This window comes from Nocardioides sp. Root1257, assembly GCF_001425175.1.
In the GTDB taxonomy this organism is placed as follows: Bacteria; Actinomycetota; Actinomycetes; order Propionibacteriales; family Nocardioidaceae; genus Nocardioides.
This window is the reverse complement of the sequence record NZ_LMDV01000014.1, coordinates 125,876-138,165: the sequence shown is the minus strand read 5'-3', so window position 1 is coordinate 138,165 and position 12,290 is coordinate 125,876. Positions and strand designations below refer to the sequence as shown.

The window sequence follows — 12,290 nt, the reverse complement described above, 5'->3', positions numbered from 1 at the left end:
GAACGGCGGACGGGCAGCAATCGGGGCGTCAGACCGTCAGCGGGGTGTGGCAGACATCGCGTGCCTGCTGGTCCAGGTCCGACAGGGCCTGCAGCGTGGCACCGCTCCCGACATCGGCTGCTGCCGCGTCGATCTTCTTCTTCTCGTCCGTGGTGAGACTGGCGGGAGGGTGGGCGCGGTCGTAGGTCGCCGGGTCGACGCCGGCGTCCTGGAGTGCCTGCTTCAGGCTCTTCAGACTGCGGATCACCTGCTGCCACTCGTCCGTGATGTCGGCGGGCGCCTGGTCGGCCAGGTCCTGGAAGGTGCCGAGCGCCTTCAGCAACGCGTCCGGCGACCCGTCGCCCAGGGTCTCGCTGAGGTCCTTCTGGTGGTCCTGCACGGCGTCGCAGTAGGCGTCCTTGTCGTCGCCGCACCCGGCCAGGAGGAGCGGCAGCAGGAGCGAGACGACGGCGACGCGCCTCACGAGCGCAGCTCCTGGTTGGTGCGCAGGACGTAGTCGCGCATCGCGTCCGGGCCCTGGAGCCGGAGCACCTCGCGCGACGAGCTCGGGAGCACCGCGGCCGCCGAGCCGAAGAGGCGGCGTACGTCGGCGATCGTCCCGCCCTGGGCCCCGAACCCCGGCGCGAGGATCGGTCCGTTGAAGGCGAGGTCCTCGTCGGTCGAGCCGATGGTCGCTCCCACGACGGCACCGAAGGAGCCGAGCGGCTCGGCGTCGGCGTTGAGGCGGCGCAGGTGGTCGAGCATCAGGCCGGCGACCGTGCCGCCATCCGCGGTGCTGGCGTGCTGGACCTCGGGCCCCTCCTTGTTCGAGGTCAGCGCGAGCACGAAGACACCGCCGTCGTGCCGGCGCGCGCTGTCGAAGATCGGGTCGAGCGAGCCGAAGCCGAGGAACGGACTGACCGTGATCGCGTCCGAGGCCAGCGGCGAGGTCGGGTCGAGGTAGGCGTCGGCGTACGCCTGGCTGGTCGAGCCGATGTCGCCGCGCTTGACGTCAAGCAGCACCAGCGCGCCGGCGGCACGTGACTCGGCGATGACCCGCTCGAGCACCGCGATCCCCCGGCTGCCGAAGCGCTCGTAGAACGCCGACTGGGGCTTCACGACGCTCACGTGCGGGGCGACCGCCTCGACGACGGTCATCGCGAAGGTCTCGAGGCCCGCCACGTCGTCGGTGAGTCCCCAGTCGTGCAGGAGCGCCGAGTGCGGGTCGATGCCGACGCAGAACGGGCCGCGATCGGCGATCGCGGCGTGGAGGCGGGCTCCGAAGGTCATGTCAGTTCCTCTCTTCGGTCTCGCGCAGCGCGCGGCGGGACCTACGATTCGGCCCGTGGACGGACCCTCCCTGCGCGAGCGCATCGACGGCCAGGACGCGACGAGCATCGGACGTCCGCGCCCTGCCGCTCGTGTTGCCGCGTTCGTGCTGGCGACGGTGATCCACCTCGTGACGCTCGCGATCGCCGTGCTCGGCGGTTGGCTCGTCGAGCTCGGCGACAACTGGGTGCAGCGGACGCTCGGCATCGTGGTGCTGCTGCCCGTGCTGGCACTCGTGCTCCCTCGCCGGGGCCACGAGTCGCACGAGCTGGTCCAGCCCGACACCGCACCGGAGTTCATGTCTCTGCTCCGGGAGCTGTCGGATTCCCTGGGCACTCCGGCACCGACGTACGTCGCCCTGGACGCCAGCATCAACGCGTACGCCGCCAACCGCGGGCTGCGTCAGCGGGAGCTGGTCATCGGGGCGCCGCTCTGGGTGGCTCTCGGCCCCCAGGCGCGGATCGCGCTTCTCGGGCACGAGCTCGCGCACTTCGCCGGACGCGACGTCGTCCACGGTCGGTACGTCTGGTGGGCGGACCGCACCCTCCGCTGCTGGCTCGACCTGGCAACGCCCGATGGCCTCGTGAGCACCGAGGGCCGACTGCCGCTCTTCGCGACCATCGCCACCGCGCCGCTCCGACTGCCGCTCGTCGGCTACGTCCGACTGATGGAGATCGTCCACGCGGCGGCGTCGCGGCGCGACGAGCTGCGCGCCGACACCGCAGGCTCGGTCCTGGCCGGGACGGCGGGCGGCATCGAGATGCTCGAGACCCTGCTGCTCGGCGACGTCATCGACGTCGCGGCCAATCGCGCCGCCGTGGATCCGGGCCGTCCGGACCTGGCCGTCGAGATCCGCGAACGGGTCCTGGCCGTCAGTGAGTCCGCTCGCCGTGCCCTGCCAGCGCAGGCCGACGGCAGCCGCGTCGATGCCACCCACCCGAGCACCGCCGATCGACTGCGCCTGCAGGAGTCCCTGCCGGTCCGCGCGCCGAGTGTCACGCTCGACCAGGGCCGCTGGGCCACCATCGACGAGGAGCTCCGACCTGCGCGCGACGCGGCGCTGCGGCGACGAGCCGACCACTACCGCTACGCGTGGTAGGCCCGCCACTCCCTTCACCCCTGCACGCCCCTGATGATCCGGCGGGGCCACAGCGGGCCCTCGTAGATGAACGCGGTGTAGCCCTGCAGGAGGGTGGCGCCGGCGTCGAGGCGGGCCCGCGCGTCCTCGACCGTGGTGATGCCGCCGACGCCGATCAGCGTCAGGTCAGGCCCGACCCGGCCGCGCAGCAGGCGCAGCACGTCGAGCGACCGGTCGGTGAGCGGACGGCCCGAGAGCCCCCCGGCGCCGATCTCCTCGACCTTCGCCTCGGGCGTGCGGAGCCCCTCGCGCGAGATCGTCGTGTTGGTGGCGATGATGCCGTCGAGGCCGATCGCGAGCGCCAGGTCGGCGACCGCGAGGACGTCGTCGTCGGACAGGTCGGGGGCGATCTTCACGAGCAGCGGCACGCCGCCAGCGATCGCCTGCACCGCGGTCAGGATCGGCTCGAGCTTCTCGACCGCCTGGAGGTTGCGCAGTCCGGGCGTGTTCGGGGAGCTGACGTTGACGACCAGGTAGTCGGCGTACGGCGCGAGCAGGCGGGCCGACTTCTCGTAGTCGCGGACCGCCTCGTCCTCGGGGACGACCTTGCTCTTGCCGATGTTGACGCCGAGGACCGGTCCCGGGCGGCGCCCGCGGGCCCTCAGCCGCTCGGCCACGACCTCGGCGCCGTCGTTGTTGAAGCCCATCCGGTTGACGACCGCGCAGTCCTCGGGGAGCCGGAAGAGCCGTGGCTTCGGATTGCCGGGCTGCGGCTCGCCGGTCACGGTGCCGATCTCGACGTGGCCGAAGCCGAGGGCTGCGAGACCGTCGATGCCGACGGCGTTCTTGTCGAAGCCGGCGGCCAGTCCGAGCACGTTGGGGAAGGTCAGGCCGAGGGCCTGCACCGGCGTCCCCGGCGTACGTCGTAGAGAGGTGACCGGCCGGGCCGCCCGGATCGCCCGGAACGCCGCGTGGTGCGCCTTCTCCGGGTCGGTGCGGGTGAACCCGTGGTCGAAGATCGTCCGGTAGATCACTCGGCCGTCTTCCTGGCCAACGCCCAGTCCTGCAGCGACCGCACGCCGATCTCGCCCCGCTCCAGCGCCTCGATGCCCTGCACCGCCGCGCCCAGGCCCTGGACGGTGGTGATGCACGGGATGTTGGCCATCACCGCGGCGGTGCGGATCTCGTAGCCGTCGACGCGCGCCGAGCCGCCGCTGGTCGAGCCGTTGGGCGTGTTGATGACGAGCTGGATCTCACCGTCGAGGATCAGCTGCACGGTGGTCTTCTCGCCGTTCGGCCCCTCGCCCTCCCAGTGCTTGCGCACGATCGTGGTGCGCACCCCGTTGCGGCGCAGCACCTCGGCGGTGCCCTGGGTCGCGAGGATCTCGAACCCGTGGTCGGCGAGCACCTTGATCGGAAAGATCATGTGTCGCTTGTCGCGGTTGGCCATGCTCACGAAGACCTTGCCGCCGGTCGGGAGCGGGCCGAACGCGCCGGCCTGGGCCTTCGCGAAAGCCGTGCCGAAGTCGGCGTCGAAGCCCATCACCTCGCCGGTCGACTTCATCTCCGGGCCGAGGACCGTGTCGACCTGCTTGCCGTCGGGGCTGCGGAACCGGTTGAACGGCATCACCGCCTCCTTGACCGCGATCGGCTGGTCGGCCGGCAGGGTGCCGCCGTCGCCGGTGGCCGGCAGCATGCCGGCGTCCCGCAGCGAGGCGATCGACTCCCCCAGCATCACCCGCGCCGCTGCCTTCGCGAGCTGGGTGGCGGTCGCCTTGGAGACGAACGGGACCGTGCGGCTGGCCCGCGGGTTGGCCTCGAGGACGTAGAGCACGTCGGAGCCGAGGGCGAACTGGATGTTCAGCAGCCCGAGCACGCCGACGCCGCGTGCGATCGCCTCGGTCGCCGTGCGGATCCGGTCGATCTCGGCCTTGCCGAGCGTGATCGGCGGCAGCGCGCACGACGAGTCGCCGGAGTGGATGCCGGCCTCCTCGATGTGCTCCATCACGCCGCCGAGGAAGAGCTCCTCGCCGTCGAACAGCGCGTCGACGTCGATCTCGACGGCGTCGTCGATGAAGCGGTCGACCAGCACCGGGTGCGCGGGGCCGATCTCGGTGGAGCGCGCGATGTAGCCCGCGAGCGCCTCGTCGTCGTACACGATCTCCATGCCGCGACCGCCCAGCACGTACGACGGCCGAACCATCACCGGGTAGCCGATCTCGGCCGCGATGCGGTGGGCGTCGGGGAAGCTGGTGGCCATGCCGTACTTCGGCGCGGGCAGCCCGGCGTCCGCGAGCACCCGCCCGAAGGCGCCGCGCTCCTCGGCCAGGTGGATCGCCTCGGGCGAGGTGCCGAGGATCGTCACGCCGTTGTCCTTGAGGCCCTGCGCGAGCCCGAGCGGGGTCTGGCCGCCGAGCTGGCAGATCACCCCGAGCACCGGGCCGGCCTGCTCCTCCGCGTGCACGATCTCGAGCACGTCCTCGAGGGTCAGCGGCTCGAAGTAGAGGCGGTCGGACGTGTCGTAGTCGGTCGAGACCGTCTCCGGGTTGCAGTTGACCATGATCGTCTCGTAGCCCGCCTGGCTCAGGGTGAGCGAGGCGTGCACGCACGAGTAGTCGAACTCGATGCCCTGGCCGATCCGGTTCGGGCCCGAGCCGAGGATGATCACGGCCGGCTTCTCCCGGGGCGAGACCTCGGTCTCCTCGTCGTACGACGAGTAGTGGTACGGCGTGGCCGCGGCGAACTCGGCGGCGCAGGTGTCGACCGTCTTGTAGACCGGCCGGATGCCCAGGGCGTGGCGCACGCCCCGGACGACGTCGGCGGTCATGCCGCGGATCTTGCCGATCTGCACGTCGGAGAAGCCGTGCCGCTTGGCCTTGCGCAGCAGGGTCGGCGTCAGCTCGGGCGCCGCGGTGACCTCCTCGGCGACCTCGTTGATCAGCAGCAGCTGGTCGACGAACCACGGGTCGATCCGGGTGTGGTCGAAGATCTCCTCGGCCGTGGCGCCGGCGCGCAGCGCGTCCATGACCTTCTTGAGCCGGCCGTCGTGCGGGACCTCGATCTCGGCCAGCAGCGCGGCCTTGTCGAGCTCGACCCACTCCTGGTGCCAGTCGAAGGCGGCGTCCTTGGACTCCAGCGAGCGCAGCGCCTTCTGGAGCGCCTCGGTGAAGCTGCGGCCGATCGCCATCGCCTCGCCGACGGACTTCATGTGCGTGGTCAGCCGCGGGTCGGCGCCGGGGAACTTCTCGAACGCGAAGCGCGGGACCTTCACCACGACGTAGTCGAGCGTCGGCTCGAACGCCGCGGGCGTGCTGGAGCCGTCGGCGCGCACCGTGATGTCGTTGGGGATCTCGTCGAGCGTGTAGCCGATCGCGACCTTGGCGGCGATCTTGGCGATCGGGAAGCCGGTGGCCTTCGAGGCGAGCGCACTGGAGCGCGAGACCCGGGGGTTCATCTCGATGACGATCACCCGGCCGTCGGCGGGGTTGACGGCGTACTGGATGTTGCAGCCGCCGGTGTCGACGCCGACCTCGCGGATGATGCCGATCGCCAGGTCGCGCAGGTGCTGGTACTCCCGGTCGGTGAGCGTCATCGCGGGGGCGACGGTGATCGAGTCGCCGGTGTGGACGCCCATCGGGTCGAGGTTCTCGATCGAGCAGATGATGACGACGTTGTCGGCCTTGTCGCGCATCACCTCCAGCTCGTACTCCTTCCACCCGATGATCGACTCCTCGATCAGGACCTCGGTGGTCGGGCTGGCGGCCAGGCCGGCGCCCGCGATGCGCGCGAGGTCGCCCTCGTCGTAAGCGATGCCGGAGCCGGTGCCGCCCATGGTGAACGACGGGCGCACGACCACCGGGTAGCCCAGCTCGACCGTCGCCTTCTCGCAGTCCTCGAGCGTGTGGCAGACGAAGCTGCGCGCGGTCTCGCCGCCCACCTTGTCGACGATCGCGTTGAAGAGCTCGCGGTTCTCGCCACGGTGGATCGCCTCGAAGCTGGCGCCGATCATCTCGACGCCGTACTTCTCCAGGATGCCGCGCTCGTGCAGCGCGATGGCGGCGTTGAGCGCGGTCTGACCGCCCAGTGTCGGGAGCAGTGCGTCGGGCCGCTCCTTGGCGATCACCTTCTCGACGAAGTCGGGCGTGATCGGCTCGACGTACGTCGCGTCCGCGAACTCGGGGTCGGTCATGATCGTGGCCGGGTTGGAGTTGACCAGGATGACCCGGATGCCCTCCTCCTTGAGGACCCGGCAGGCCTGGGTGCCCGAGTAGTCGAACTCGCAGGCCTGGCCGATGATGATCGGCCCGGAGCCGATCACCATGACGGACTTGATGTCCTCGCGCTTCGGCATCAGACGGTGCCCTCCATGAGCTGAACAAAGCGGTCGAAGAGGTACGCCGCGTCGTGCGGGCCGGCGGCGGCCTCGGGGTGGTACTGGACGGAGAAGCCCTTGAGCCTCCCGTCCTCGCGGAGCTCGAGGCCCTCCACCACGTCGTCGTTGAGGCACACGTGGCTGACGGTCGCCTCGCCGTACGGCGTCCTGGTCGAGCCGTCGAGCGGGGCGTCGACCGCGAACCCGTGGTTGTGGGCGGTGACCTCGGTCTTGCCGGTGGTGCGGTCCATGACCGGCTGGTTGATGCCGCGGTGGCCGTACTTCAGCTTGTAGGTGCCGAAGCCGAGCGCCCGCCCGAAGAGCTGGTTGCCGAAGCAGATGCCGAAGTAGGGCAGCCCGTCGGCCAGCGCCCCCTGGAGCACCTCGATCTGGTGCGTGGTCGCGGCCGGGTCACCGGGACCGTTCGAGTAGAACAGCCCGTCCGCGCCGGTCGCGCGGATGTCGTCGAGCGTCGAGGTCGCGGGCAGCACGTGCACCTCGATGCCGCGCTCGGCCATCCGGTAGGGCGTCATGCCCTTGATCCCGAGGTCGAGGGCGGCCACGGTGAAGCGCTTCTCCCCCGCAGCCGGGACGACGTAGGCCTCCGCGGTGGACACCTCCGAGGCGAGCTCGGAGCCGGCCATCTCGCCGGACGCGAGCACCCGCTCCAGCAGGGCGGCCGGGTCGGTCTCGGTCGAGGAGATGCCGACCCGCATCGCACCGCGCTCGCGCAGGTGACGGGTCAGCGCGCGGGTGTCGATGCCGGAGATCCCGACGACGCCCTGCGCCCGCAGCTCGTCGTCGAGGCTGCGCTGCGAGCGCCAGTTCGAGGCGCGGCGGGCGGGGTCGCGGACGACGTACCCGGCGACCCAGATCCGCGAGGACTCCGGGTCCTCGTCGTTGACGCCGGTGTTGCCGATGTGCGGAGCCGTCATCACGACGACCTGGCGGTGGTAGGACGGGTCGGTCAGCGTCTCCTGGTAGCCGGTCATGCCGGTGTTGAAGACCGCCTCGCCGAAGGTCTCGCCCTCCGCGCCGTACGTCTCGCCGGTGAAGGTGCGCCCGTCCTCGAGGACGAGGAGGGCGCTCATGCCAGCTTCCCGTCGAGCACGGTGGCCTTGCCGCGGAGGAACGTCGCGACCACGCGGCCGGGCAGCTCCATCCCGCGGTAGGGCGTGTTGCGGCTCAGGCTGGCCGATTCGGACGGGTCGACCGTCCGGGTCGCGCCCGGGTCGTAGAGCACCACGTTGGCGGGGGCGCCGACCTCGATCGGACGGCCGTGGTCGGCCACCCGACCGATCCGGGCCGGCGCGTAGGACATCCGCTCGGCGACGCCGGCCCAGTCGAGCAGGCCGGGGTCGACCATCGTCTGCTGCACGATCGAGAGCGCGGTCTCGAGGCCGAGCATGCCGAACGCGGCCGCCGCCCACTCGCAGTCCTTGTCCTCGTGCGGGTGCGGCGCGTGGTCAGTGGCGACGATGTCGATGGTGCCATCGGCGAGGCCGGCCCTGACCGCCTCGACGTCGGCGGCCGAGCGCAGCGGCGGGTTGACCTTGTAGATCGGGTCGTAGGTCGCCGCCAGCTCGTCGGTCAGCAGCAGGTGGTGCGGGCAGGCCTCGGCGGTGACGTCCACGCCCTTGGCCTTCGCCCAGCGGACGATCTCGACCGACCCGGCGGTGCTCAGGTGGCAGACGTGCAGGCGCGAGCCGACGTGCTCGGCGAGCAGCACGTCGCGGGCGATGATCGCCTCCTCGGCGACCGCGGGCCAGCCGGCGAGGCCGAGGCGGCCGGACAGCTCGCCCTCGTTCATCTGCGCGCCCTCGGTGAGCCGCGGCTCCTGGGCGTGCTGGGCGACGACGCCGTCGAACGCCTTGACGTACTCCAGGGCCCGCCGCATCAGCACCGGGTCGTGGACGCACTTGCCGTCGTCGGAGAACACCCGCACGCGGGCGGCGGAGTCGGCCATTGCACCGAGCTCGGCGAGGCGCTCGCCCTGGAGGCCGACGGTGACGGCGCCGATCGGGTAGACGTCGCAGTGACCGGCCTCGCGACCGAGCCGCCAGACCTGCTCGACGACGCCGGCGGTGTCGGCGACCGGCTCGGTGTTGGCCATCGCGAAGACGGCGGTGAACCCGCCGAGCGCGGCCGCCTGGGTCCCGGAGTCCACGGTCTCGGCGTCCTCGCGACCCGGCTCACGCAGGTGCGTGTGCAGGTCGACCAGGCCGGGCAGCGCGACCAGGCCGGTCGCGTCGATGACCTCGACCGCGTCGTCGGCCGCAAGACCCGGCGCGATCTGCTGGATCGTCCCGTCCTGCAGCAGCAGGTCGGTCGGCTCGCCGCCGAGGATCGCGGCGTTCTTGATCAGGTAGGACGTGCTCACTCTTCTCCTCCGACAGCCGGCTCGGAACCACCGAGCAGCAGGTACAGGACGGCCATCCGCACGGCGACGCCGTTGGTGACCTGCTCGACGATCACGGAGCGGTCGGAGTCGGCCACGTCGGCCGTGATCTCCATGCCGCGGACCATCGGGCCGGGGTGCATCACGATCGTGTGGTCCTGGAGCATCGCCATCCGCTTGCCGTCGAGGCCGTAGCGGCGCGAGTACTCCCGCGCGGTCGGGAAGAACCCGCCGTGCATCCGCTCCCGCTGGACCCGCAGCATCATCACCGCGTCGGCCTTGGGCAGCACGCCGTCGAGGTCGTACGACGTCTCGACCGGCCAGCCCTCGATGCCGACCGGCAGCAGGGTCGGCGGCGCGACCAGCGTGACCTCGGCGCCGAGGGTGCGCAGCAGCAGCGCGTTGGAGCGCGCGACCCGGCTGTGCAGCACGTCGCCGACGATCGCGATCCTGCGGCCCTCGAGCCCGCCGGGCTTCGACTCCCCCAGGTGCTTCCACATCGTGAAGGCGTCGAGCAGCGCCTGGGTCGGGTGCTCGTGGGTGCCGTCACCGGCGTTGACCACGCTGGAGCGCACCCAGCCGGAGTGGGCGAGGAGGTGCGGGGCGCCGCTGGCGCCGTGCCGGACGACGACCGCGTCGGCACCCATCGCCTCGAGCGTCAGGGCGGTGTCCTTGAGGCTCTCGCCCTTCGACAGGCTCGAGCCCTTGGCGGAGAAGTTGATGACGTCGGCGCTCAGCCGCTTGGCGGCCGCCTCGAACGAGATCCGGGTGCGGGTCGAGTCCTCGAAGAAGAGGTTGACCACGGTGCGGCCGCGCAGCGCGGGCAGCTTCTTGATCGGCCGGTCCGCGAGCGAGCGCATCTCGTCGGCGGTCGCGAGGACCAGCTCGGCGTCGTCGCGGCTCAGGTCGGCCGCGCTCAGCAGGTGTCGCTTCACCGTGCTCCCTCCTGAGGTCCGAAGCCCTCGATGGTCACGGCGTCGACGTCGTCGACGCCCAGGAGCCGCACCTTGACCCGCTCGACCAGCGAGGTCGGGAGGTTCTTGCCGACGAAGTCGGCGCGGATCGGCAGCTCGCGGTGGCCACGGTCGACGAGGACGGCGAGGCGGACCGCGGTCGGGCGGCCGATGTCGCCGAGCGCGTCCAGCGCGGCCCGGATGGTGCGGCCGGAGAACAGCACGTCGTCGACCAGGACGACCACCTTGCCGTCGATCCCGCCCGGCGGGATCTCGGTCGGCAGCAGCGCCCGGGCCGGCTTCAGCCGCAGGTCGTCGCGGTACATCGTGATGTCCAGCGAGCCGACGGGCACGTCGTGGCCCTCGACGGAGGCGATCCGCTCGGCGATCCGGCGGGCCAGCGGGACTCCTCGGCTCGGGATGCCGAGCAGGACGAGGTCGTCGGCGCCCTTGTTGCGCTCGAGGATCTCGTGGGAGATGCGGGTCAACGCCCGCGTGATGTCACCGGCGTCGAGGACGACGCGGGAGAGCGGGACGGACTCTTCGTACGGGTGCGCAGGCAACTGCCTCGGACCTCCTTCTCCGCCTCACGGGACGGCTCGTTAAAGGATGTCGATCGAGACGCACCTTACCTGCGCCGAGGGCCGACCGGCCAACCGGGATCCGACGATTCTCAGGGGATGGACCGATCCTCCAGCTCGTCCACCCAGGCAGCGTGCTCGGTCCGCGCCCAGCGCGTCGAGACCCGTCCGGTGCGCATGCCGCGGCGGGCCTCGGGGTCGCGGACGGCGTACGCGATGTGGCCGAGCACGAGGAGACCGAGCGCCAGGGCGGACCAGTCGTGCACGAAGGTGGCTCCGGAGCGCCACGACAGCCGCACCAGGCCGGTCCAGTACATGAGCGCGCCGGTGCCGAGCAGCACCCCGGTCGCCCCGGCGACCAGCCACGAGTTGACCTTCTGGCCGGCGTTGAACTTCCCGACCCGGATGGTGCCGTCGCGCCGGTCCTTGCTCCGCAGCCACCGCCAGTCGGCGGGGGTGAACCGGTTGAGGCGGCGTACGTCGGCGCGGTAGGCCGCCGAGAGCGCGCCGGCCAGCATCGGGACGGGCAGCGCGAGGCCGCTCCAGACGTGCACGGTCTCGACGACGTGCCGGTGACCGACCGCCAGCATCAGCGAGCCGTTGTAGAGGATCACGGCGGTGATCAGGCAGACGCCCATCAGGATCGCGACCGAGCGGTGCACCAGCCGCTCCGCGCGCGCGAACCGCGCCACGGAGTGGGCGGCGGACTCACTCACCGATGATCCCGTCGAGCGGGTAGCCGCGAGCCTCCCAGTAGCCCGGGTCGTCGTTGTCGGTCACCTCGATCTCGGAGAGCCACTTCGTGCTCTTGTAGCCGTACATCGAGCCGGAGTAGATCCGCACCGGACCCCCGTGGTCGTGGGTCACCGGCTTGCCGTACATCCCGAGCGCGACGATCACGTCGTCGGCCAGGGCCTGGTCGAGGGTCATGTTGACCGAGTAGGTGCCGTCGAAGGAGTGGAAGCGCACGCCGACCGCCTCGTCCGTCGGCGCTGCCCGGTCGAGCAGGTCGGAGAGCCGCACGCCCCGCCATGGCACGTCCGGCACGTGCCAGCCGGTGACGCAGTGGAACGTGTCGGTGAACGAGAGCTGCGGCAGCGCCTCGAGGTCCGGGAGCCGGTACGTCGTGGGACGGTCGACGAGGCCGGCGACCTTCAGCGTGTACGTCGAGGCGTCGCGCGGCTCGACCGCGCCGGTGACGGAGTAGTAGCGCCAGGTGTTGCCGAGCGGGACCAGCGAGGTCAGGCCGGTCGGGTCGCGCAGCTGGACCGGCGCGAGCATCCTGCTGAGCCCGTCCTGGACCGAGGCGCCGGTGACGACCCCGAGCGCACCGAGCCCGAGGAGGCCGAGCACCACCCGGCGGCCGACCGGGGCGCCGTCCGGGCCGTGGCTAGGGCTTGCGTCCACGGATGCCGACCGACATGACGAAGGCCCCGACGAGCAGCACGATCGGGCCGATGACGGACCAGGTCCGGGTGCCGCTCATGGAGCTGCCCTGGATGACGTCGATGCCCTGCAAGGTCCACAGCAGTCCGACGAGCACGAGGACGACACCGACGACGACCCACAACGGTTTGGCCACCTCACCACTCAACCACGC

Annotated in this window: 12 protein-coding genes; 1 reads left to right on the top strand and 11 read right to left on the bottom strand. The window is 71.4% G+C overall.

Annotated elements, in window-relative coordinates:
* Positions 1-28 precede the first annotated feature (28 nt).
* Together ASC77_RS24710 and pyrF are read right to left on the bottom strand one after the other, a co-directional pair.
* Complete coding sequence (locus ASC77_RS24710; RefSeq protein WP_056159546.1) at positions 29-463, bottom strand: hypothetical protein; 435 nt, start codon at positions 461-463, stop codon at positions 29-31.
* A complete protein-coding gene (gene pyrF / locus ASC77_RS24705) occupies positions 460-1,269 on the bottom strand; it encodes an orotidine-5'-phosphate decarboxylase (protein ID WP_056159543.1) in 810 nt (269 codons plus the stop codon). The genes ASC77_RS24710 and pyrF overlap by 4 nt, the downstream gene beginning before the upstream one ends.
* A gap of 55 nt (positions 1,270-1,324) precedes the next feature.
* On the opposite strand from pyrF, the gene ASC77_RS24700 reads away from it, so the two are divergent.
* On the top strand, positions 1,325-2,407 hold the full coding sequence (locus tag ASC77_RS24700; protein ID WP_056159540.1) for a M48 family metalloprotease: 1,083 nt from the start codon (positions 1,325-1,327) through the stop codon (positions 2,405-2,407).
* Positions 2,408-2,421: 14 nt separating this feature from the next.
* On the opposite strand, the gene ASC77_RS24695 is transcribed toward ASC77_RS24700, so the two are convergent.
* The 9 genes from ASC77_RS24695 to ASC77_RS24655 all read right to left on the bottom strand — a co-directional run bounded on the left by ASC77_RS24695 (position 2,422) and on the right by ASC77_RS24655 (position 12,272).
* Positions 2,422-3,405 carry a quinone-dependent dihydroorotate dehydrogenase gene (locus tag ASC77_RS24695; protein ID WP_414813215.1) on the bottom strand — a complete coding sequence of 328 codons (984 nt, stop codon included), beginning with the start codon at positions 3,403-3,405 and terminating at the stop codon, positions 2,422-2,424.
* Positions 3,406-3,416: 11 nt separating this feature from the next.
* On the bottom strand, positions 3,417-6,737 hold the full coding sequence (gene carB / locus ASC77_RS24690; protein ID WP_056159534.1) for a carbamoyl-phosphate synthase large subunit: 3,321 nt from the start codon (positions 6,735-6,737) through the stop codon (positions 3,417-3,419).
* On the bottom strand, positions 6,737-7,849 hold the full coding sequence (gene carA, locus ASC77_RS24685) for a glutamine-hydrolyzing carbamoyl-phosphate synthase small subunit (protein ID WP_056159531.1): 1,113 nt from the start codon (positions 7,847-7,849) through the stop codon (positions 6,737-6,739). The genes carB and carA overlap by 1 nt, the downstream gene beginning before the upstream one ends.
* Complete coding sequence (locus ASC77_RS24680; RefSeq protein ID WP_056159528.1) at positions 7,846-9,138, bottom strand: dihydroorotase; 1,293 nt, start codon at positions 9,136-9,138, stop codon at positions 7,846-7,848. Before ASC77_RS24680 ends, carA begins: the two co-directional genes overlap by 4 nt.
* Positions 9,135-10,091 carry an aspartate carbamoyltransferase catalytic subunit gene (locus tag ASC77_RS24675; protein WP_056159526.1) on the bottom strand — a complete coding sequence of 319 codons (957 nt, stop codon included), beginning with the start codon at positions 10,089-10,091 and terminating at the stop codon, positions 9,135-9,137. The genes ASC77_RS24680 and ASC77_RS24675 overlap by 4 nt, the downstream gene beginning before the upstream one ends.
* Positions 10,088-10,672: a bifunctional pyr operon transcriptional regulator/uracil phosphoribosyltransferase PyrR gene (gene pyrR / locus ASC77_RS24670; RefSeq protein WP_056159523.1), complete on the bottom strand. Its 585-nt coding sequence runs from the start codon at positions 10,670-10,672 to the stop codon at positions 10,088-10,090. Before pyrR ends, ASC77_RS24675 begins: the two co-directional genes overlap by 4 nt.
* A gap of 110 nt (positions 10,673-10,782) precedes the next feature.
* Positions 10,783-11,406 (bottom strand): cytochrome b/b6 domain-containing protein, encoded by a 624-nt coding sequence (locus ASC77_RS24665; RefSeq protein WP_200945134.1) that lies wholly within the window; start codon positions 11,404-11,406, stop codon positions 10,783-10,785.
* The gene (locus tag ASC77_RS24660; RefSeq protein ID WP_056159520.1) at positions 11,399-12,097 is read right to left on the bottom strand and encodes a molybdopterin-dependent oxidoreductase; all 699 of its coding nucleotides are present in this window, start codon (positions 12,095-12,097) and stop codon (positions 11,399-11,401) included. The genes ASC77_RS24665 and ASC77_RS24660 overlap by 8 nt, the downstream gene beginning before the upstream one ends.
* Positions 12,081-12,272 (bottom strand): hypothetical protein, encoded by a 192-nt coding sequence (locus ASC77_RS24655; protein ID WP_056159517.1) that lies wholly within the window; start codon positions 12,270-12,272, stop codon positions 12,081-12,083. The genes ASC77_RS24660 and ASC77_RS24655 overlap by 17 nt, the downstream gene beginning before the upstream one ends.
* Positions 12,273-12,290 lie beyond the last annotated feature (18 nt).

What these genes read in the sequence shown, in the direction of transcription:
- carB (WP_056159534.1), bottom strand. Translation starts at nt 6,737, where the DNA reads ATGCCGAAGCGCGAGGACATCAAGTCCGTCATGGTGATCGGCTCCGGG.
- carA (WP_056159531.1), bottom strand. Translation starts at nt 7,849, where the DNA reads ATGAGCGCCCTCCTCGTCCTCGAGGACGGGCGCACCTTCACCGGCGAG.
- pyrF (WP_056159543.1), bottom strand. Translation starts at nt 1,269, where the DNA reads ATGACCTTCGGAGCCCGCCTCCACGCCGCGATCGCCGATCGCGGCCCG.